Annotated in this window: 22 protein-coding genes; 6 read left to right on the top strand and 16 right to left on the bottom strand. The window is 39.6% G+C overall.

Annotation, left to right across the window (positions count from 1 at the left end):
* The first annotated feature begins 37 nt into the window (after window positions 1-37).
* From KSK37_RS02940 to KSK37_RS02925, 4 genes are all read left to right on the top strand, one after another.
* Window positions 38-2,686, top strand: a complete 2,649-nt coding sequence (locus tag KSK37_RS02940) for a copper-transporting P-type ATPase (RefSeq protein ID WP_217199340.1) — start codon at window positions 38-40, stop codon at window positions 2,684-2,686.
* Window positions 2,687-2,801: 115 nt separating this feature from the next.
* Complete coding sequence (locus KSK37_RS02935; protein WP_217199339.1) at window positions 2,802-3,335, top strand: YciE/YciF ferroxidase family protein; 534 nt, start codon at window positions 2,802-2,804, stop codon at window positions 3,333-3,335.
* Between the two features lie 107 nt (window positions 3,336-3,442).
* Entirely contained in the window at window positions 3,443-4,045 is a 603-nt protein-coding gene (locus tag KSK37_RS02930) for a hypothetical protein (RefSeq protein ID WP_217199338.1), read from the top strand.
* Window positions 4,035-4,769, top strand: coding sequence for a DUF72 domain-containing protein (locus KSK37_RS02925; protein WP_217199337.1), 735 nt, complete (start codon window positions 4,035-4,037; stop codon window positions 4,767-4,769). The genes KSK37_RS02930 and KSK37_RS02925 overlap by 11 nt, the downstream gene beginning before the upstream one ends.
* On the opposite strand, the gene KSK37_RS02920 is transcribed toward KSK37_RS02925, so the two are convergent.
* The 8 genes from KSK37_RS02920 to KSK37_RS02885 form a co-directional block, all read right to left on the bottom strand.
* Window positions 4,766-5,743: a polyprenyl synthetase family protein gene (locus KSK37_RS02920; RefSeq protein ID WP_088357972.1), complete on the bottom strand. Its 978-nt coding sequence runs from the start codon at window positions 5,741-5,743 to the stop codon at window positions 4,766-4,768. The genes KSK37_RS02925 and KSK37_RS02920 overlap by 4 nt on opposite strands.
* Window positions 5,744-5,866: 123 nt before the next feature.
* Window positions 5,867-6,739, bottom strand: coding sequence for a hypothetical protein (locus KSK37_RS02915; protein ID WP_217199335.1), 873 nt, complete (start codon window positions 6,737-6,739; stop codon window positions 5,867-5,869).
* Entirely contained in the window at window positions 6,739-7,455 is a 717-nt protein-coding gene (locus tag KSK37_RS02910) for a YoaK family protein (RefSeq protein WP_088357974.1), read from the bottom strand. The genes KSK37_RS02915 and KSK37_RS02910 overlap by 1 nt, the downstream gene beginning before the upstream one ends.
* Window positions 7,455-8,489: a dual-specificity RNA methyltransferase RlmN gene (rlmN, locus tag KSK37_RS02905; RefSeq protein WP_217199334.1), complete on the bottom strand. Its 1,035-nt coding sequence runs from the start codon at window positions 8,487-8,489 to the stop codon at window positions 7,455-7,457. Before rlmN ends, KSK37_RS02910 begins: the two co-directional genes overlap by 1 nt.
* A 93-nt stretch (window positions 8,490-8,582) precedes the next feature.
* A complete protein-coding gene (queA, locus tag KSK37_RS02900; protein WP_088357976.1) occupies window positions 8,583-9,632 on the bottom strand; it encodes a tRNA preQ1(34) S-adenosylmethionine ribosyltransferase-isomerase QueA in 1,050 nt (349 codons plus the stop codon).
* A 113-nt stretch (window positions 9,633-9,745) separates the two neighbouring features.
* Entirely contained in the window at window positions 9,746-9,919 is a 174-nt protein-coding gene (locus KSK37_RS02895; protein WP_217199333.1) for a hypothetical protein, read from the bottom strand.
* Between the two features lie 102 nt (window positions 9,920-10,021).
* Window positions 10,022-10,387 (bottom strand): hypothetical protein, encoded by a 366-nt coding sequence (locus tag KSK37_RS02890; RefSeq protein WP_217199332.1) that lies wholly within the window; start codon window positions 10,385-10,387, stop codon window positions 10,022-10,024.
* Entirely contained in the window at window positions 10,384-10,872 is a 489-nt protein-coding gene (locus KSK37_RS02885) for a DNA-deoxyinosine glycosylase (RefSeq protein ID WP_088359373.1), read from the bottom strand. The genes KSK37_RS02890 and KSK37_RS02885 overlap by 4 nt, the downstream gene beginning before the upstream one ends.
* A gap of 83 nt (window positions 10,873-10,955) precedes the next feature.
* On the opposite strand from KSK37_RS02885, the gene KSK37_RS02880 reads away from it, so the two are divergent.
* Window positions 10,956-11,504 carry a hypothetical protein gene (locus KSK37_RS02880; RefSeq protein ID WP_144069810.1) on the top strand — a complete coding sequence of 183 codons (549 nt, stop codon included), beginning with the start codon at window positions 10,956-10,958 and terminating at the stop codon, window positions 11,502-11,504.
* A gap of 86 nt (window positions 11,505-11,590) precedes the next feature.
* Here KSK37_RS02880 and KSK37_RS02875 read toward each other — a convergent pair whose 3' ends face one another.
* The 3 genes from KSK37_RS02875 to KSK37_RS02865 all read right to left on the bottom strand — a co-directional run bounded on the left by KSK37_RS02875 (window position 11,591) and on the right by KSK37_RS02865 (window position 15,998).
* Window positions 11,591-13,585 carry a S9 family peptidase gene (locus tag KSK37_RS02875; protein WP_217199331.1) on the bottom strand — a complete coding sequence of 665 codons (1,995 nt, stop codon included), beginning with the start codon at window positions 13,583-13,585 and terminating at the stop codon, window positions 11,591-11,593.
* A gap of 71 nt (window positions 13,586-13,656) precedes the next feature.
* Window positions 13,657-14,091: a PH domain-containing protein gene (locus tag KSK37_RS02870; RefSeq protein ID WP_217199330.1), complete on the bottom strand. Its 435-nt coding sequence runs from the start codon at window positions 14,089-14,091 to the stop codon at window positions 13,657-13,659.
* A gap of 44 nt (window positions 14,092-14,135) precedes the next feature.
* Window positions 14,136-15,998 carry a M1 family metallopeptidase gene (locus KSK37_RS02865; protein ID WP_217199328.1) on the bottom strand — a complete coding sequence of 621 codons (1,863 nt, stop codon included), beginning with the start codon at window positions 15,996-15,998 and terminating at the stop codon, window positions 14,136-14,138.
* Window positions 15,999-16,093: 95 nt separating this feature from the next.
* Between KSK37_RS02865 and KSK37_RS02860 the strand changes: the two genes are divergently transcribed.
* The gene (locus tag KSK37_RS02860) at window positions 16,094-16,933 is read left to right on the top strand and encodes a T9SS type A sorting domain-containing protein (protein ID WP_217199326.1); all 840 of its coding nucleotides are present in this window, start codon (window positions 16,094-16,096) and stop codon (window positions 16,931-16,933) included.
* Window positions 16,934-16,939: 6 nt separating this feature from the next.
* On the opposite strand, the gene KSK37_RS02855 is transcribed toward KSK37_RS02860, so the two are convergent.
* The 5 genes from KSK37_RS02855 to KSK37_RS02835 form a co-directional block, all read right to left on the bottom strand.
* Window positions 16,940-17,287: a phage holin family protein gene (locus KSK37_RS02855; protein ID WP_217199324.1), complete on the bottom strand. Its 348-nt coding sequence runs from the start codon at window positions 17,285-17,287 to the stop codon at window positions 16,940-16,942.
* Window positions 17,288-17,318: 31 nt separating this feature from the next.
* The gene (locus KSK37_RS02850) at window positions 17,319-17,786 is read right to left on the bottom strand and encodes a DUF2147 domain-containing protein (RefSeq protein ID WP_217199322.1); all 468 of its coding nucleotides are present in this window, start codon (window positions 17,784-17,786) and stop codon (window positions 17,319-17,321) included.
* A 234-nt stretch (window positions 17,787-18,020) separates the two neighbouring features.
* On the bottom strand, window positions 18,021-20,750 hold the full coding sequence (locus KSK37_RS02845) for a sodium-translocating pyrophosphatase (RefSeq protein WP_217199321.1): 2,730 nt from the start codon (window positions 20,748-20,750) through the stop codon (window positions 18,021-18,023).
* A gap of 144 nt (window positions 20,751-20,894) precedes the next feature.
* Window positions 20,895-21,506, bottom strand: coding sequence for an inorganic pyrophosphatase (locus KSK37_RS02840; RefSeq protein WP_217199320.1), 612 nt, complete (start codon window positions 21,504-21,506; stop codon window positions 20,895-20,897).
* A 9-nt stretch (window positions 21,507-21,515) separates the two neighbouring features.
* Window positions 21,516-22,025, bottom strand: coding sequence for a DUF7935 family protein (locus KSK37_RS02835; protein ID WP_217199319.1), 510 nt, complete (start codon window positions 22,023-22,025; stop codon window positions 21,516-21,518).
* Window positions 22,026-22,044 lie beyond the last annotated feature (19 nt).

Here is a 22,044-nt window from a genome sequence, read left to right as displayed (position 1 = left end):
AAATTCAATTCAGGAAATTTGAAACATAAATTTAATTATGGAAAATCATCATCAGCCCATTCACCCATCCGAGCGGATCTCTCCTAGTTCAGTATACTACTGTCCAATGGAATGTGAAGGCGAAAAAGTATATTTTACCCCCGGTAAACGCTGCCCTGTTTGCAATATGTTTCTCGTTCCGATTGAAGAAAGAGAAGATTATAAAAATAAACCTGCCACTTTTTCAAAAACCAATCTTCCCGAAAACTTCAAAAACAAGGTAGGAGAATACTTCTGTCCGATGTTTTGTGAAAGTGATAAAACCTATGGTTCTGATACCGGCTGTCCTGTCTGTCACATGCATCTGGAAGAAATTACAGATGAATTGGTTAAAAATTCAGTACCAAAAACGCATGGTCAGCATAAAACTCATGCGCATTCTCACCATCTGGTACCCACGGTTGGAAACGCTGAAGATCATGCCGGAAAATATTATTGTCCGATGTTCTGTGAAGGCGATAAGGTTTATGATTCTAATGTCGGATGCCCAGTTTGCGGTATGGATTTGGTGAAATATCCCGAAAAACCCAAACCTACTCAATACACCTGCCCGATGCATCCCGAAATCGTTCGAGATGAGCCCGGAGACTGCCCTATTTGCGGTATGGATCTCGTTCCTGTTCTTACTGAATCAAATGATGATGAGGATGAAAACTTTACTATTTTAAAGAAAAAATTCATCACGGCATTGGTGCTCACTGTACCTGTTTTCATTCTTTCTATGGGCGGTATGTTTTTCACTTTTCCTTTCTCTCATCGGCTTCAGGGAATTTTAGAATTAGTTTTGACGCTTCCTGTTTTGTTCTATGCAGGTTGGTTTATTATGAAACGGGGCTGGATTTCTTTTAAAACCTGGAATCTCAACATGTTCTCATTGATTGCATTGGGAGTTGCGGCCGCTTTTCTGTTCAGCATCGTAGCATTACTTTTTCCAAATATTTTCCCTCACGAAATGGTACATGACGGAAAAGTACCGCTGTATTTTGAAGCAGTAGATGTGATTCTGACATTGGTGATATTAGGACAGTTAATGGAAGCAGGCGCTCACAAAAAAACCGGAAACGCTATTAAAGAACTTATGAGCCTTTCGCCGGATGAAGCCTATTTAATCATTGACGGAAATGAAAAGAAAGTTGCGCTTTCTCAGGTGAAAATCGGCGATCTGTTGCGGGTTAAACCAGGCGGAAAAATTCCCGTGGACGGCAAAATTACGGAAGGAAATTCTGCGGTGGACGAAAGCATGATTACCGGAGAACCTGTTCCTGTAGAAAAAACTTCAGGCGACCGGGTAAGTTCCGGGACGGTTAATGGAAACGGGGTTTTCATTATGAAAGCCGAAAAAATAGGCGATGAAACCCTGCTTGCTCAGATTATCAAAATGGTTCACGATGCAAGCCGAAGCAAAGCTCCGATCCAGAAATTGGTGGACAGGGTTTCTAAGATTTTCGTTCCAACGGTCATTGCTGTGTCAGTGCTAACATTTTTTGGTTGGTATCTTTTCGGCGGTGAAAACCGTTTGATAATGGCTTTTGTTAATGCCGTAGCGGTTTTGGTTGTTGCCTGTCCCTGCGCTTTAGGATTGGCAACGCCAATGAGTCTGATGGTCGGAATTGGGAAAGGCGCTAAAAACGGAATTCTAATTAAGAATGCAGAAGCCCTGGAGCAGATGCAGAAAGTGAATATCCTCATCACCGATAAAACCGGAACGCTTACGGAAGGAAAACCAAGTCTTGATGAGATATTCGCTGCAGAAAATTCAGATAAAAATCTTATGCTGAATTTGGCAGCTTCGCTCAATCAGAATTCTGAACATCCATTGTCCGGTGCAGTTTTACATGAGTTTAAAAAAGTAGATTCAGAATTTTTAAGCGTCGAAAATTTTGAGAACATTTCCGGCAAAGGAATTAAAGGAACCGTAAACGGAGAAACGGTATTGCTCGGAAACGAAGCATTGTTAAGCCATTTCAACATTGAGATTCCGGAAAATCTAAAAGAAAAAGTTACCGGAAAACAGGATGAAGCAAGAACGGTTTCCTACCTTTCTTCCGGTGGAAAAGTTCTTGGATTTCTAAGTTTTTCGGATAAAATTAAAGTAAGTTCAAAACAGGCCGTCGAATTCCTTCACCACCACAAAATGGAAGTAATTATGATGACCGGTGATAACACACACACCGCAAAAGCCGTTGCCTCTGAACTTGGTATTAAAAAATATTTTGCAAACCAGCTTCCTCAGGATAAACTGAATGCGATAAAAAAACTCCAGACAGAAGGAAATATTGTGGCCATGACCGGTGACGGAATTAATGACGCTCCTGCATTAGCCCAATCCAACGTGGGCATTGCAATGGGAACCGGAACCGATGTCGCCATTGAAAGCTCAGCAATCACCCTACTGAAAGGTGATATCCTCGGAGTTGCAAAAGCCAAAATCCTGAGCGAAGCGCTGCTGAAAAATATTCGCCAGAATCTTTTCTTCGCTTTTCTCTACAATACAGTTGGAATCCCGCTTGCCGCAGGTTTACTGTATCCGTTTTTTGGAATTCTTTTAAGCCCGATGATCGCAGCCGCAGCGATGAGCTTCAGTTCGGTATCGGTTATTTTAAATTCCCTGAGACTGAATAACGTGAACCTGAAAATTAATCGTTAAAGAATCACAAAGAGGCCTTTATTTTATTAATGTGTCATAAAAAACCATATATGGCTCCAGATTTGGTATTAAAATTGAATAAAATTTAATTCAAACAAACATTAAATAAATTACTATGGCAAAGAAACAGACTCCAAAAGGTAAAGTTGCGCCCAAATCTGACGCGGCGGACAAACTGAAAGATTTTATGGTTGACGGAATGAAGGATTTATACTGGGCTGAAAAAGCATTGGTTAAAAATCTCCCGAAAATGGCTAAAAACGCCACTTCTGCTAAACTTAAAGAAGCAGTAAACGGGCATCTGGCTGAAACGAAAGGTCAGGTTACCCGTCTTGAAGATGCTTTCAAAGCTTTAAAACTGAAACCGCAGGCTGTAAAATGTGATGCAATGGACGGTTTGCTTAAAGAAGCTGAAGGAATTCTTGAAGAAACAGAACCCGGACCGGTTCGTGACGCTGCCATCATCGCCGCCGCCCAAAAAGTGGAACATTACGAAATAGCTTCTTACGGTACATTGGCAACTTACGCCAAATTGCTGGGTCATAAAGAAGTTCTTGCACTACTCCTTGAAACTTTGAAAGAGGAAAAAACATGTGATAAAGATTTAACCAAGCTGGCAAAATCCGAAATCAACGTAAAAGCAAAATAAAAAATCAGCGGTCGTATTATGACCGCTTTTTTTACGGCTGATCTTTTTTACTATTTTCACCTCAAGAATAATTATTGAGTAAATCTGAACATAAATAAATTTACAAGATGAAAACTCAGATTCCGTCACAGAATACCGGATCAAAATCCGATACCGTTTCAGAAATTGAGATGGAAAACGAAGTTTTAGCCAGAATACATTTTGAGACCGTGAAGAAGAGGTTTCTTGATGTGAATTCCTGGGAACTTTTTTCAGGGGAAGAGAAAGCTGAGTTTTCTCTCCGGGACAGGAATGGGAAACTTATTCTGGATGAGCCAAAGATTGGTGATTTTTTCCGGATCAAAATTCCCGGCCTGCATAATCCAACCGGGGACGGCTATGACTGGGTGCAGGTAGAACATTTGGAGGAAGAACAGAAAGGTGATTTTCATAGTGTTTATATCAGAGTACGCCCTACCTCCGATCCGACAAAACCCGACCAGGCAACTGCGCATTTTTTTGACCCCAAAGCCACTTCTAATTTCCTCATCCGTAGAGAAAAGAATATCATTTTTGCAGAGGTTCACGGCAGAAATGAAGTACCGAACACGGAACACCTCAGTTTTTTGGAAAAAATAAGAAACACTTTGGTAGCGGTTGGCGGAATGATCGCAGGCAGTAAATTCCAGTGGAAATCACTTACTGAAGGACTTATAAAGAATGAAGCATAAAATTTACATCGGATGTTCCGGCTTTTCGAACCGCGACTGGAAAGGATATTTCTTTCCGGAAGATCTGCCGTCAAAGGACCAGCTGAATCATTATTCAGAAAAATTCAACTCAGTTGAAATCAACTCTACGTTTTACCGAAGACCGCGCCCACAGACTTTAGAGAACTGGTATACCAAAACAGGCGCCGATTTTAAATTTTTTGTGAAAATTCCCAAAACCATCACCCACATCAAACGACTTGCAGAGATGTCGACTGAAACGTTAGATTTTTGCAACCATATTCACACGGGAATTAGGGAAAAGCTTGCAGGTTTTCTTTTTCAGCTGCCGCCCACTTTTCATTTCAGTAATGAAAATTTAGAGAAAGTCCTTGAAACAGTTGACGGGCAGTATCTGAATGTGGTCGAATTCCGTCACAAATCCTGGTGGAATGACGAAGTGCTTGAAACATTAAAAAAGAAAAACATCGTCTTCTCCGGCGTGAGTTTTCCAAAAGATATTCCTGATGAATTTACCTTGAATAATGATGAGTTTGCTTATTACAGGCTTCACGGCGTTCCGGTGCTTTTTAAATCTGAATATTCAGAAGATGAAATATCAAAACTCGCTGAGACCATCAGGAAAGCAAACAGAACGGTATATGTGTTTTTCAACAATACCTGGGGAGTGGCTGCGCTGAATAACGCTTTGCTTTTACAGAAAAAATTGGTGGAAAAGGGTTAAAACTTCCTTTCAATCACATAATCCAGCATCAGATGGAGCGAACTTTTAGCTTCAGAATCAGGGAATTCATTCAAAATATTTTTGGCCCTTTGCTGAAAATCTTTCATCACGCCGACCGCGTAATCCAGACCGCCGGATTTTTTCACAAAATCAATCAGTTCCTTTACGCGTTTCGTATCGTTATTGTACCTTTTAATGGTGTTGAAATAATACTTCCGGTCGGTTTCGCTCGCGGTTTTTAAAGTGTAAATCAGCGGAAGCGTCATTTTCTGTTCTTTAATATCGATGCCTACAGGTTTTCCTATGATATTTGAAGTAAGATAATCGAAAAGGTCGTCTTTGATCTGAAAAGCCATTCCGGTAAGTGTACCGAATTCCATCATCTTTTTTGCCAGGTGTTCGTCAGCATTATTTGAAAGCACGCCAATCTCGCAGCAGGCTGCAATTAAAGTTGCCGTTTTCTGCCGTATAATTTCGTAATATACTTCTTCAGTAATATCCAGTTTCCTTGCTTTTTCAAGCTGTAGAAGTTCTCCTTCTGCCATTTCCCTGATGGTACGGGAAATTACGGCAAGAAGATCAAAATCTTTATGGTCAGTAGAAAGCAGAACTGCTTTTGACAAAAGATAATCGCCGACTAAAACTGCGATTTTATTTTTCCATAACGCATTGATGGAAAAGAAATTACGCCTTTTAAAACTTTCATCCACCACATCATCGTGAACTAAAGTTGCGGTATGAATCAGCTCAATCATCGAAGCACCGCGGAAGGTTTTTTCGTTGACTTCCCCGATTAATTTCGCGCAGAGAAACACAAACATCGGCCGCATCTGCTTCCCTTTAGTCGTCACGATAAAACGGGTAACCTTATCAAGAAGCGGAACATTGCTCTGCATGGATTCATAAAACTTCTGCTCGAAAAGTTTCATTTCACTGTTAATCGGTTTTCTGATTTCTTCTACAATATTCGCCACAAACTACAAAATAAGGATGGTGATTGATAAATAATGACAAATATAATTAATTTTCGCGCAGATATGAAGCTTTCATCCATAATAACTTCAGCTCAGAAGGAGGATTTAAAAAATAATGCGACATCATTTCAGTTTATTGTGAGGAATAAAATAGAAATTCGGTTTTACTTTTCCCAAAGGGGTATTGAATTCTTCTCCCGAAATATAAATTCCGTTTTCATCCACTTCTATCCCTTCGATTTGTCCGACTGACAGAGAACTTCCGAGATAATATTTTACAGGTTTGTCTTTAAAGAAAATTCCGGATTCAGTTTCATTAAATACGGAGAGAAAAACTTCCGTATTCTTGGTATATCCAACTAAATATAGCTTTTTCTGAAAATAAGCAGCATCGGTTACTACAAAATCAGTTTTAAAAGTTTCGGTTTTCAGTGCGGGCTGGTTTTCTGAAATTTGCGGATCAATAATATAATGCGTCGTAGCCTTTGAAGCCCATTCCTTGGTAAACACATGGATTTTTCCATTCAGGAAAATCATCGCCTCCGCATCGAAATCGTTATTCAGATTGCGGCTGCTAAAATCTTTCTGCTCCGGGTAGAAATAGGAAATGGTTTTTATGGAATCCGAAATTCTTGCGCCGTCAAACGGAATTTTATAGATTTTCAGATCCTTTCTTTTTCCGGTATTATTGCCGAAATCGCCGATAAATAGGTTCGCAGAATCACTTGCCATTGCTTCCCAGTCCCGGTTAATCAGATTTGTTTTGAATACGTTTCTGATTCTCCCTGAAGTCCTGTCGATTTCAAAAATTTCTGATGAATTTCCGCCATCGTTAAAAGTGTAAAGTTTTCCTTTAAAAAAATTCAGTCCTGAATTTTCCTTCAAAGTATCTGAAAGCACTGCAGTTTTAAATTTTTTGATTTTAAGAAAACCGCTCTGCTGTGCAAAACTGATTTGAAAAGCAACAAACAGGAACAGTAAAAGGATTTTTCTCATTACATTTTCCGTTTTAAAAGTAACATCCGGATTTTAATAAAATCATATAAAAGACCAAAAAGCAGTATTACAGTTCCGAAAAACAGAGCCTTGATCCCAAAACTTCCGTATAAAATGCCTCCCACAACTCCACCTCCGAAGAACATCCAGATAATTGTTAAACGCAGTTTTATGGATTTGATGAGCCGCTTTTTGTGATCCTGATCTTTATAGAAGAAAAGTTGGGAAAATTCAATTCCCATATCTGTAAAAAGTCCTGTTAAATGGGTTGTTCTTACCACTGAATGGGAAATACTGGTCACCAGTGAGTTTTGCATCCCCATCGCGAACAAGAGACTGAACGCTATTAAATCCGGCGATTCTTTGATCAGAACATTTCCGGTGAATGCAATAACGGCAAGAATGAGTGCTTCTGTTAAAGTGGGGATTACATAAATCAGATTTTCCCTTTTCCGGGAATAAATTTCAACAATGAAATTGGAAATGAAAGCCCCTAAAAAGAAGAAAAATATATACAGTGCGACATGAAAAGCACTACGGAAATCCTGTTTGAAACTCTCATCCACGAAATAGGCGAAATGCCCGGTAACATTGGTGGTAAGCTTCTGTACAGAAAAAAATCCTACCACATTTACCAAACCTGCAACGAAACTCAGCAGGGAAGCAATCCCAAGATTGTGCTTTTCGGTACGGGTTTTTCCTTTGTGGCTAAACATTATTCACCTGATTTATTGGCCAGCTGTCCGCAGGCTGCATCGATGTCTCCTCCCCGGCTTCTGCGGATTAAAACGGTAATCCCGGCGCGTTCCAGCTGACGGACATAGTTTTCTTCCGCATCTTTGTTGCACTGGTCATATTTGCCGTCGCCAATTGGATTGTACTGAATTAAATTCACTTTTGAAGGAATCTGTTTACAGTATCTGATCAGCGCTTTAATATCTTCGTCCTTATCGTTAATTCCTTTCCACACACAGTACTCGAAAGTAACGGTATTTCCCGTTTTTTCGTACCAGTATTTCAGCGCGTCCATAATATCCGTTAAAGGAAATTTATCGGAAAAAGGCATTATTTCATTCCTTTTTTCTTCGATGGCTGAATGTAAAGAAAGTGCCAGTTTTACCCGCAGATCTTCATCAGCAAGCATTTTGATCATTTTCGGAATTCCGGAAGTTGAAACGGTGATCCGTCGCGGCGACATTCCCATTCCGTCAGGTTTGGTAATTTTTCTGATGGACTCTACAACGTTTTTGTAATTCATCATTGGCTCGCCCATTCCCATAAAGACGATATTGGAAAGCGGCCGGTCGAAATAGAGTTTGCTTTGTCTGTCGATGAGCGCGACCTGATCTACGATTTCTGCGACTTCCAAATTCCGCATTCTTTTCAGTCTTGCGGTTGCGCAAAATTCACAGTTTAAGGAACATCCAACCTGAGATGAAACACAGGCTGTCGTTCTTGTTTCTGTAGGAATCAAAACAGATTCCACTAAAAGTCCGTCATGAAGTTTCACGCCGTTTTTAATGGTTCCGTCGGTGGATTTCTGAAGCTGGTCAACCGAAATCGGATTGATGGTATATTCCTGAGAGATTTTCTCCCTCAATTCTTTTGAAAGATTCGTCATTTCATCAATAGAATGCAGATTTTTGCTCCACAGCCATTCATAAACCTGTTTTGCACGGAAAGGTTTTTCGCCCAATGAAACGAAATAATTCTGTAATTCTTCTAAGGATAAAGTTCGGATGTCTTTCATATAATAAAACTCTCGCAGATTGTGCAAATTTAGCAGATTTTTCCATCTGCGGCATCAGCAAAATCTGCGAGAAATATTAAATATTAAGTATTCTTAAAGAATCAGCATTGCGTCTCCGTAAGAATAGAATTTGTAGTCATTCTTAATCGCCTCTTCATAAGCCTGCATGAGGAAATCTTTTCCGGCAAAAGCAGCAACCATCATCATCAGCGTAGATTTTGGAGTATGGAAATTCGTAATCATCGCATTGGCAACACCAAAATCGTGAGGCGGGAAAATAAATTTATTCGTCCAGCCGTGATAAGGTCCTATTTTTTTGTTGGAAGAAACCGAAGTTTCCAAAGCCCGCATCGTAGTGGTTCCTACCGCACAAACTCTTCTCTGTTCAGCAACAGCTTTGTTGATAATATCGGCATTGTTCTGGTCGATAATCGCTTCTTCAGATTCCATTTTGTGTTTGCTGAGATCTTCCACCTCAATCGGGTTAAATGTCCCTAAACCAACGTGAAGGGTCACTTCAGCGAAATCAATTCCTTTGATTTCAAGTTTCTTCATCAGCTGTTTTGAGAAGTGTAAACCTGCAGTTGGAGCAGCAACAGCACCTTCATGTTTTGCGTAAATCGTTTGGTAACGTTCAGCATCTTCAGGTTCTACTGCTCTTTTGATGTATTTAGGAAGCGGAGTCTCACCAAGTTCTTTTAGTTTTGCTCGGAATTCTTCGTAAGAACCGTCATAGAGAAATCTTAAAGTTCGTCCTCTGGAAGTGGTATTGTCAATAACTTCAGCTACCAAAGATTCGTCTTCAGTGAAGAATAATTTGTTACCGATTCTTATTTTTCTTGCAGGATCTACCAAAACATCCCAAACACGCGTTTCTTTATCAAGTTCTCTCAAAAGGAAAACTTCGATTTTTGCACCTGTTTTTTCTTTGTTTCCGTAAAGTCTTGCAGGGAAAACCTTCGTGTTATTAAATATAAACAAATCGTGCTCATCAAAATAATCAACTACATCTTTGAATAATTTATGCTCAATGGTTTGTGTTTTTCTGTCAAGAACCATGAGTTTTGCTTCGTCTCTGTGTTCTGAAGGATGTTCTGCCAAAAGTTCTTCCGGCAAATGGAAATTGAAATCAGATGTTTTCATTTTTTAAATTACGGTTTAAAAATTAAGTCCGAAAACCCAATAATTTTCGGACTGCAAATATACGACATTGAAAAGGCTTTGTCAAGTTTAATCGTCTAAATAAGGATTTGACGCTATTTCAGGGCTGTTGGAACTACCAAATCCAGCTTTACATTTTTATATTCTTTCAGAACAAATTCACAGGTTGCTTTACCTTCCTTTATCAATTCACGCTCCACAATATAATTGCCTGAGACGCTATCATCGGTCATCGAATCAGATAAAGCGGTTCTGCTTAATCGGTACATCGGAAAAAGATTTTTATTGGCAGGTTTTAAAATTAAGGTACTTTCGCTATTAGACTTTTTAGCTTTTTTTGAACTGTAAAACTTCATGGTAACTTCCTGAGGCTAGGTTTCAGGAAGTGTAGTAAACTCGACGCGGAAATTCTTAGTAGCCCTATTCGGTTTTAAATCGTAAGAGTAATCATATTGAAAGGTGAAAATTATTTCACCCTTCATTTTAGATTCTGTAATCGTGAAACAGTGTGCCTTATTGGTATTGGTATCATAAAGTGTCCCTGTAAAACGTTCCGGCAATTTTACAATTTTCAGATAATAACTGAAATCGTCAGAATTGAAATAATTAACCGATTCGTTACTGTATTTCTTATCCGTATTTTCAAAAGTGTAATTGGTCAGAAAATCAAATGAATAGGTCTGAGAGTTTCCCAGAATGAAAAGAAAAAAGACAGTGAAAATATAAAGCTTTTTCATAAAAATGTTTTTAAAATCTTCCATTCCGTCAGTTTTTTTTCAAAGGAAATGGTATGCAGCGGACTTGTCGAAGGTAAAACAAATACGGGAATTTCACAGTCTTTCCCTAAAATTTTCTGAAGATTCTTAAATGATTTCTGGCCGTTACTGAAAACCGCTTTAATGTTAGGAAAATCATTTAACAGTTTCCGTATATCGTTCGCTTCTTCGTTGACGATATTGGAATCTAAACTCCCCTTCCTTTCGCAGGTATCAATCACATCCCAAAGTGCGAGATGATTTTTGCGGATCACTTCTATTCTTGATGAATAATCAGCGGTGAAATCTTCCTGAAACAATTCGAAAATAATTTTCCAGAACTGGTTTTGCGGATGTGCATAATATTGCTGCATCTCCAATGATTTCACGCCTGGAACGGAACCCAGGATCAGTATTTTTGAGTCTTCGGAAATAATTGGTTTGAAAGAGGCTATTCGGTTCTCCATCTGTTGTTTATTCATTTTTAGACGATTCCTCCATACAATTGGAACGATAAATGCAGGAGTTAAAAATATTAAAAAATTTAGTTATGAAAAAATTATCATTAATTATGGGAATGCTGGTTCTGTTTTTTACGACCAGCTGCAGAGATATCGTCAATACGGTTTTGGATGTTTTACCTCCTTTTGACGTTCCGTTTACATCAACAATTGTCGTTCCGTTTGCGGCGGTGAGCACCACATCGTATACCAGAACTCCCGAAATTGCGATGAATATTGATCTGGATGCTAAAATCAAACAAAACAATCCGAACTACTCTATCAATAATCTGAAATCGGTGAAACTGAATACTTTAAGCATCGATTATGTAAGTTCGACGTTGGACACAAAACTTAATGTCATCAAAAATGCACGAATTTATTTAAAAGCACCCAATCAGCCAGAAATTCTGATTGCAACCGCCTACAATAACACCAATCCGGATAGGATAACTTTTTCGGTACCTGATGAAGAATTGCTGAACTATTTTAAGACAAGTCAAAATTCTTTGATTTTTGAAATTCAGGCAAGCACCCCAACTGCTGATCAAATTACGATGAAACTGAATACAGGTTTTAAAGTAAAGGTTCAGTTGTAAACACCGGAAATAAATTTCGGTGAATATTATAAAAAAAGCTTCTGACTGGTCAGAAGCTTTTTTATTGTTTTAATTATCGGTAAGATCTACAGGGTTTCTTTCAGCCATTCGAAAAATTCTCTCTGCCAAACCAAACCGTTGTGCGCATTAAGCACCCAGTGATTTTCGTTCGGGAAATAAACAAATTTCGTTTTCAAACCGTGAAGTTTCGCAGCCTGAAAAGCTTCCTGTCCCTGTTCGTAAGGAACGCGGTAATCGATTCCGCCCTGAACAATCATGATCGGAGTATTCCATTTGTTTACAAAATTTGAAGGATTAAATTCTGTGTACGCCTTTGGCAGAGGCTGATCAGTAGGTTTTCCTAAATCCCAGTTCGCAAACCAAAGTTCTTCAGTAGTTCCGTACCATGATTTCATATCGAAAAGTCCGTCGTGCGCGATGAAAGTTTTAAAACGGTTGTTGTGAATTCCGGCAAGCATGAATACGCTGTATCCGCCGTAACTTGCGCCCACTGCTCCAACTCTGTCGCCATCTACATAAGGAAGTGTTTTGGCAAAATCGGTTGCCGCAAGATAATCTTTCATAACCTGTCCGCCCCAGTCTTTAGAAATGTCTTCGTTCCATTTTGTTCCCCAACCCGGCATTCCGCGGCGGTTTGGAGCTACAACGATGTAGCCGTTCGCTGCCATCAGAGCAGGATTCCATCTGGTGCTGAAAAACTGCGTGAGTGCAGACTGCGGCCCGCCCTGGCAATATAAAAGCGTTGGATATTTTTTGTTCGGATCAAAATTCGGCGGGTAAACAAACCAAACGCCCATTTCTTTTCCGTCCGTGGTTTTTACCATTTTCAGTTCGGTTTTTGAAGGGGTAAGTTTAGCGTAATTATCTTTATTAACATCAGTAACTTTTGTCATCTCCCCGTTTTTCAAGTCCACGGAATAAAGGTCGGCGTTGTGATTCATATCCGTTCTTGACACCAGAAGTGAATTTTTCTGCTGTGCAAAAATATCAGAAATATCAAAATCACCTTTTGTGATCTGCTGTACTTTCGAACCTTTAAGATCTACTGAAAACAGCTGCTGGGTTCCGCGATATGCCGCATTAAAATAGATGTTTTTAGAATCTGAACTCCAGAAAGCTGTACCGGTAACGCTTTCGTCCCACTTTGCTGTAAGACTGGTCACTTTGCCTGATTTCCAGTCCATGATCTTGAGGTCGTTCTTATCAGCTTCATAGCCGTCTCTTTCCATGGAAAGCCACAACATTTTTTTTCCGTCCGCGGAAAACTTAGGACCTACATCGTAGCCTTTATTGCTTTCCGTCAAATTTTTAGTCGCACCTGAAGCTAAATCATAAGCGAAAATATCCGTGTTGGTCGACTGTGCATATTCAGCGCCACTCAGCGGTTTGGTTACATATAAAAGCTGTGACGAATCCGGGCTCCAGACAAAATCTTCGGTTCCGCCGAAAGGTCTCTGCGGTGCATCCCAGGGTTTTCCTTCCAGCAAATCTTTGGCAGCATCGATTTTTTCAGCCGTATTTACCACAAAAATATGGTTGTATTTTCCTTCATTGAAGTAATCCCAGTGACGGTGGTTTAAGTCGGTATAAATATGAGCCGTCGTTTTCGGAACGTCGCTATACTTGTCCTTTCCCATTACTTTTTCCACCAAAACCTGCTTGCTGAACGCAATTTTTTTCCCGTCCGGAGAAATTACAATATTATCAACTTCGCCAATGGTGTAAAATTCAGTCCAGGTTTTTCCGGCATCTTTGGAAAGATAAATTTTGTCGCCTTCCTGCGCATAAATTCCGTTTTTATCCCATTGAACCAACGATTTCTTTCCTAAATCCAAATTCGTGGCTTCGGCGTTCTTAAGATTTAAAAAATAATTTTTTCTGTGGGTTTTTTCCGTCTTCAGATCGACTTTACCGACATTATAAATTAAACAGGACTGATCCGGCGAAACGGCAGAAACGCCTATCTTGTTGAGCGTCCAAAGGGTTTCCGGTGTCATCACATTCTGTGCATTCATAAGAAAAGGCGCAACAATGGCGATAAGGGTGTGTTTAAGTTTCATAAAAAGTGAGTTTTATTGTCCGCGGGCTGCAGACAGACAAAGATAAATAATTAATGGGATTATCTTAACTGTTATTTCCGAATTTCACTGATAAATTCGTCAGCGTTTTCAGGCGAAATCATATAAATTTTTCCTGATTTCATGGTGATTTTAATCTTCTTTCTGATGTTCGTCACATACCAGACATCATTGCCGTTGAAATACCCGAAATATCCGAAAAGACCGCCAACCCCAAAAGTTCTGATATTAAATCCTATCCTTTCGTATTTTTCAATAGTATGGATATCCGCAACAGGAATTTTAATGTTCACAAAAATATTTTTGATGTTAATGATTTCTCCATTAAGGAAAATTTTAGGTATCATTAAATAAGAAGAAACCAATGCTGCAGAAAGAATTACAATGGTGATCCACATATAAGGCTCGCCACTTTTCCTGAAATACAGCAGCATTACAATCGCTCCGACACAGATTCCCCCAAAAATAGCGGAGAGAATTTTAGTCATTGAATCCATTTTCGCAGTTTGAAATTCTTTCATCATCATTTGAATTAAAAATTAAAAACATTGTCAAGCGGCGTGTAATCAAGATAAATTCCGCCGTTGAGTTTTACAGATTTTACTTTCTTTGAAGCCGGAATTTTGGTTTGAAAAGTCATCGCATCTTTCCACACTGCAGGGGTGAAATGTTTTGTGGAAACAGTTCCGTCCGTAAAAGTAATTTCAACATCAAAAGGAATGGCAAAACCACCGGTATTTTCAATATTCAGGTTTACATTCTTGCCTGAAATTTTTGCTGAATTGATCTTTAAATCGATATAATTATTGGTGAAAAACCAGTTCTTCCAGAACCAGTTCAGATTCTGTCCGCTTCCGGCATTCATACTGTTGAAAAAATCCCAGGGCACCGGATGTTTTCCGTTCCAGGTGTTCATGTAAAAATGAAGCGATTTTTTAAAAATTTTGTCCCCAAGCAAATCTTTCAGCGCCAGATAAGAAAACGCAGGTTTAATATATGAGTTATTGCCGTATCCGGCTCCGGAAACCTGCGTACTCATTGAGATAACCGGCTGATCCTGCTCTGCGGAAGGATCATTGATGTATCTTTTGACGCGGAAATCAGTAAACATTTTATCGTTGAATTCTTTGCCGTTTTCGTCTTCACCAATCAAATATTCGAGTGCGGTCGCCCAGCCTTCATCCATGAAAGCATACCGCGTTTCATTGATTCCCATAAAGAAAGGAAAATAAGTGTGCGCAATTTCGTGATCTACCGTTTGTCTGGAATCAGCGAAATTATCCGGAATCGCCGTATCATTCACCATCATTGGATATTCCATATCGGCAAAACCCTGAAAAGCAGTCATGGTCGGAAAAGGATATTCAATTCCGGGCCAGTTTTCCGAAAACCATTTAATGCAGTATTTCTGCCATTCGACATATTTTTCAAAATCGGCAGTTCCCGCGTTGTAGGTTGCCTGAACACTGACTTTCTTAGATTTTAGCTGGACACTTGAAGCGTCCCAGATGTAAGTTGAACTCAAACCGAAAGTAAAATCAGTAATATTCTGCGCGGAAAATTTCCAGATGTTTTGAGGATTCTGTTTCGTTACTTTTTGATGGAGCATCTCTTCTTTTGTAGCTACATGCACGATTTCGTCACTTGTTAATGATCTTTTAAACTTGGTTAAAATTTCCTTCTGCAAAACTTCTTCAGGATTTTTCAGAACTCCGGTAGCATATACGACATAATTTTTCGGAGCAGTAACGGAAACTTCATAATTATTAAAATCATTATAAAACTCGTTACGGTTCATATGCGGAAGCCTGTCCCAGCCGTTATAATCGTCATATACTGAAATCCGAGGATAAGCATAAGCACAGAAAAAAGTGTCCTCATCAATCTGACCTTCCCTGTTGCTTTCCTTTGACAATGGGTATTCCCAGACAATTCTGAACTCATTTTTCGATTTGGGCAACATTGGTGCAGTGAGTTTGAGTTCATAAAAAGTCTCCCAGTCATCACTCTTTACATTGTAAACTGTTCCGTTTACCGAAAGTGATTTGATCTTCAGTCCTTCGCTTAAAAAGTCGGTAGAAACTTTTCCGGAACGTGGTGAAGTCGGTTTATGAAGATTGGTGACAAATCTGATAACCGCGGTTTTCAGCGTATCAGGAGAGTTATTAAAATAATCAATAGTTTCTGCTCCTGAAACTGTTTTCTGATCGGTATTGACCTGAAAATCTATTTTATAATTTCCTCCGTTCTGCCAATAGTTTTTTCCGGGTTTACCGTCTTCGGAGCGGGTTTGATTTGCGTAAGCCTTTTTGATATTTCTCGGATAATAAAGCTGCTGCCCGAAAATATTTCCGGCAAGAAAAAACAGGATAAGTGAGATCAAAAATTTATTCATAATGGAGAATTGATAATCAAAAGTAATCAATAATTAAATATTTGTAAAGCAATTAGGAATTAAATGGGTAATTTTATAAGCCATAACATTTTGAAATGAAAAAAAATCTATCTCTTATTTTCCTGTTTGCGCTGACATTTTTATTTTCGCAAAGCAGCATGTTTGCGCCTTACGAAGCTTGGTTTCAGAACTCGGGAACTGTAACCATCTACAGCGATAACTCGATGATTTATTATACTGTTGACGGAACGGAACCTAATTTAAGTTCGCCATCCGCTGTAAATCAGATTGCGATTCCGGTTTCACAAACAACAACTTTTAAGGCTTTCTCTGTCCGTTACGGCATAACATCTCCAGTAGAAACGGTGAAATATTATGTCGGTACCTACCCGACTCCCAGATTATTCTTTAAACCGCCGGCTAGCTGGACTTCTTCCTGCGCTTACTCGAATATCATCGAACCGAGAACAATGGTCGATTTTTGGGAACCTGGCCAACAAATGCCATCTGCATGTGAAGGCTGGAAGAAAATTAATGCAAGTTTTGCTGTTGGACATATTACTTTTAATAACTGTCTCGTTTATTCGCCATTCTGGGAAACTTCTCCGAGTCTTATAACAGCGACCGATATTTTTTATGATTTTTCCAATGGTTTAATTACTGATCCACCTGCTTGTTTATTAGCTTCCGGTGAAGTTGCCCAAAAAGCAGTATCCATAAAAATATTTCCGAACCCCGTTCAGGAAATCCTGAAAGTAGATTCGGAAATAAAATTCTTAAGTTACGAGATCACTGACGCGTCCGGAAAACTGTTTGAAAGCAAAATGTTAGTGAATAATCAGGTAAACGTTTCCAAACTGAGCAGCGGACTTTATTTTCTTAAACTGATGAATGCTGATCAAGGATTGCAATATATCAGGTTTATCAAGAAGTAATGATGATTAATCCTTAGAGGAACTGAAAATGCCGCTAAGCAGTGAAGTAATGAGGGATAATGCAATACTGAAGATAAATGCCCACCAGAAACCGTCCACTTTCATTCCGTCAATGAAATAATCGGCGATTAAGATAACCACTGCGTTGATTACCAGCGAAAAAAGTCCCAGGGTAATAATCGTTAATGGTAAACCTAAAATTTTGAGAACGGGAGTGACTATTAAATTCAGCACTCCTAAAACGATGGCGAAGATCAGTGCGGTGGAAAAACCGTCAAAATGAACTCCTGATAAAACTTTGGTGAGAAAAAATGCCACCACTGCGGTGACGAGAAGTCGGATAATTAAATTCATAGTTTACTGTTTTCTGTTTTTAGTTTATAGTTTATAGTTTTGTAAATGTCGTATTATTTATCTTTTTAAATGACATCGACTTTCCGATCCATTTATACTTCCAGTAACCTCGGACTTTCAATGTGCCGTCTTGTGTCAAACTTGCGGAAGAATCCCAATACTTGCCGCATGTGGCGTCGTAAATTCTTCCGTTTTCCCAGGACTGATAAGCAGGATTGTATTTTAATCCTTCCAAAATTTCCATTCCGATGATTTTTCTGCTCCGCATTTTCGGGTCGGGGTTTTCAGTGTCGCAGCGCAGATGCATGGGCTTGCCACTTCCTTTGGTATCATCAAACCAAAGAACTTTTGCGCGGTATTCCCCTTTAAGTTTATACACTTCCACCGCAACGCTGTTATCTGTTGCGAGCCAGTTCCCTATCACATTATCAGCTTTTGACTGTGCACTGAAATTCAGAAAGCAAAAGCAAAACAAGAGTAAAAAATATCTTCCAATCATAACGGTTGCTATTCAAGTTGCTTGCCAATATTTAAAACTGCTGCGAGAAATATTCGGGTGCAGCAGGCTTCTGACATTTTATTTTCTTCTAAAATAACGGAAAAAAAATTAAAAAATTTTCCCTTTTATTGACAAGTAGAAATTTTTCACGAATCAGTGGTTCAGATGACCGTTATAAAACCGGACAAAAAAAATCCCGACTTGCAGCCGGGATCTAATGTTGATCGGTCTTTTTTAGAAGTTTAAAACTCTCACGTCGATTCTTCTGTTCTGTGCTTTACATTCATCGGTATCGTTTGCGGCGCATACCGGGAACTGTGAGCCATAACCTTCGGCTTCAATTCTGTCGCCTGCAATTCCAATTTCGAGTAATTTCAGTTTTGCAGTCTGTGCACGCAGATTCGATAATTTCATATTACTTTCTTCATTACCTGTATCATCAGTATAGCCGCCTAATTTCACTTTTAGATTTGGATAGGCATTCATGATTTCAGCCAAATTAGTCAGCGCCGTTTCTGATCCGGGCTTCAGATCGCTGCTTCCCGTCTGGAAATAAAGGTTTTCAATGGTGTACCATTTGTTTGCATCTAAAACGGTCTTATCCTGCAGTTTTATTCCATTGTAAAGAGCATATAACTGGCTGTTTTTGCCCATTGCAATGCTTTTATCGGATAACTTTACCTGCTGAAGATCTCCGGTATCATAAACAAAATCACCGTCTGCATTTAAAGTTCCTCTAACCTGCGGTACAACTGCAGTTCCTGCATCCATTCCCTGTACAGTTCCGGTAGTGATTCCTGACATTTTGTTGAGAGTCTCAAGCTTCACTCTTCTGTTCTCGTCAATTTTTTCCTTATGTAAAACAGATAATGTCGGAGCAATAACCAATGATACAATTGACATCAGTTTGATCAGAATATTCATAGATGGCCCTGAAGTATCTTTAAAAGGATCACCTACAGTATCTCCTGTTACAGAGGCTTTATGAGGTTCTGATCCTTTGTAATAGGTTTTCCCGTTAATATCAACTCCTTTTTCAAACGATTTTTTAGCGTTATCCCACGCACCACCTGCATTATTCTGGAACATTCCCATCAATACACCGGAAACGGTTGCCCCTGCCAAAAATCCTCCCAACACTTCAGGTCCGAAAATGAAACCTACTAAAAGCGGCGAAATAAGTGCTATTGCGCCCGGAAGCAACATCTTTTTGATGGAGGCATCTGTAGAAATTGCCACACATTTTTCGTATTCCGGAGTTGCTTTGCCTTCCAAAATACCCGGTATCTCTCTGAACTGACGGCGAACTTCTTCTACCATCGCCATTGCCGCTTCCCCTACCGCTTTGATTGCCAAAGACGAAAAGATAAACGGAATCATAGCGCCGACAAATAAGCCGGCAAGTACATCGGCATGGTAAATATCAATACTGTCGATACCTGCAATCCCCACAAAGGCCGCAAATAATGCCAGCGCTGTTAAAGCTGCAGAAGCGATTGCAAAGCCTTTTCCTGTTGCTGCGGTGGTATTTCCAACGGCATCTAGAATATCTGTTCTTTCACGGACCTCTTTCGGTAATTCGCTCATTTCAGCAATTCCTCCTGCGTTGTCAGCGATAGGTCCAAAAGCATCGATTGCCAACTGCATCGCTGTAGTAGCCATCATACCGGCCGCGGCAATTGCAACACCATAAAGTCCCGCGCAAAGGAAAGATCCGTAAATACCTCCTGCTAAAACTAAAATTGGTAATAAAGTAGATTCCATCCCCACTGAAAGTCCGCCGATGATATTGGTGGCGTGGCCTGTGGAAGACTGTTTGACAATACTCTTAACAGGTCTTTTTCCCATTGCTGTATAATATTCGGTGATGATACTCATCAGAGTACCTACCACCAGTCCTACGATAATCGCTCCAAATACTCCCATCTTGGTGAATTCGTGACCTCTTAAGGTCATTGTTTCCGGCATGAGGTAATTCACCAGGAAATAAGAAGAAAGTGCAGTAAGAATGATACTTCCCCAGTTTCCTAAATTCAGTGCATTCTGCACTGGTGCAGTATCCAGGTCTGTATTTTCAGTAATTTTCACAAATAAGGTTCCGATCATTGAAAAGATAATCCCTGTACCGGCAATTAACATTGGTAAAAGAATAGGTGCATATCCTCCGAATGCATCCTGAGAGAAGGTTTCTCTACCCAATACCATTGTTGCCAAAACAGTGGCAACATAAGAACCGAAGAGGTCAGCTCCCATCCCGGCAACATCCCCAACATTATCTCCCACATTATCTGCAATGGTCGCAGGGTTTCTTGGGTCATCTTCCGGAATTCCGGCTTCTACTTTTCCTACTAAATCGGCACCCACATCGGCTGCCTTTGTATAAATTCCTCCTCCCACTCTCGCAAAAAGTGCGATAGATTCAGCACCCAAAGAAAATCCGGTAAGAATCTCGATTGTTCTTTCCATTTCATGGGTATCTACCATCGCGTCAGGGGCGAAGATCTGTTTAATAATTAAAAATAATGAACCTAAACCTAAAACAGCAAGTCCGGCTACACCCATTCCCATTACGGAACCCCCGGTGAAAGAAACTTTCAAAGCTTTAGACAGAGATGTTTTTGCTGCTTCCGCTGTTCTCACGTTTGCTTTGGTCGCAATTTTCATCCCGATAAATCCTGCCAATGCCGAAAGTATCGCCCCGAAAACAAATGCAAGACCAATGCTCCAGTGTGAGTTGGCATTAGAAGCTCCCATCAGTGCAAGTAAAACTGCTACAATGGCAACAAAATACATCATAATTTTGTATTCTGCTTTCAGAAAGGCCATTGCTCCGTCTGCGATGTGTCCGCTGATTTCTTTCATACGGTCGCTGCCGGCGTTCTGTTTACTTACCCAGGAACTCTGAATAAAAGTGTAGATTAAGGCAATAATACCAAAGATGGGTACTAAAATAAATAAATTCATAGATTATTTTTTAGACGTTAACATTTTGTTAAATAAAATCTTAACCGAAAATACACAATTATTTTAAATTATGTATAATTAAATGCTAAAAAACAAAGGACAGATGCGTGCATCTGTCCTTTTAAAACTGAATTAATTTATATATTATCCGCCAAATTTATCAGCGTAATCTTTCTGCGAAGCTTTGATTACTTTTTTTGCGTGCTCCGCTCCGTAAACCTCCTGAATTCTACACTTAGCAGGCTCATCCGGTAGATTTTTGTACGTAAGGAAATAATGCATCAGCCTTTTGATCTCAGCCTGAGGAAGTTCTTCAACATCTCTGAAGTGGCCGAAAGCATGATCGCCTTTCATTACTGCAACGATTTTATCATCAGCTTCGCCTTTGTCAATCATTTTGAAACCGCCGATTGGAATTGCTTCCATCAGCATTCCGCCTGCATGAATGTTATGAGAGCTCAATACACAAATATCCAGCGGATCAAGGTCACCCGTCGTTACATCAGCGGCACCGCTTTCTATTGCAAGATTCAGCACTTCGTCATGACAGTATGTTCTCGGAATAAATCCGTAAAGCGCAGGAATAATATTGGAAAACTGCTGCGGACGGTCAACCTTAAGGTAACCGCTCTGCTTGTCGATTTCGTATTTTATAGTATCGGAAGGAACAATTTCTACAAAAACATTTACAACATCCGGCGCTTCTGCACCTGCAGAAATCCCGTGCCATGGATGTGCTTTAAAATTTGGTATCATTTATTTATTTTAATTTACTATTAAGTTTTCTTTTCTTAAATCTTCAATACTTTTCGAAATAAAATCCTCTTCATTCATATAATTCATCAGCAAAACAGTTTTGAAATCATCCAAAGTAGACTGATCACTCAGGTTTTCGTAGGTTTTATGAATTAAATGAAGGACATTATTTTTACAGGTTACAATATTTTTCCACGTCGTTGGGGTTAAATAAAGCTGCTGCGAAGCATTGTAGTCAAACTCTTCATTGATTGTCTTTTCGATCAGGAAAATATATTCGTGCGGAGCGAGATTCCGGTCAAATTTTGTTACCAAATTAGAGGGCTTCAGGCGTTCCAAAAAAAGAGTGAGCCTCTCATAGGCATGTACTCTCTGTTCCGAATTTCCTTTTACCGTTAATAATTTTATTTCCTGGTTTTTGAGTTTAATATAGCTGAAAACAAACTGTCTGATGAAAATCAGGAACGGTAATGCAAGCAGCAAAGCAAACGCATACGGGAAATACGGTGATTCAGTCATGGGCAATAATGAGGTTGCA

The organism is Kaistella soli, from assembly GCF_019038595.1.
GTDB classification, from domain to species: domain Bacteria; phylum Bacteroidota; class Bacteroidia; order Flavobacteriales; family Weeksellaceae; genus Kaistella; species Kaistella soli.
This window is presented reverse-complemented; position numbering and strand designations above follow the sequence as displayed.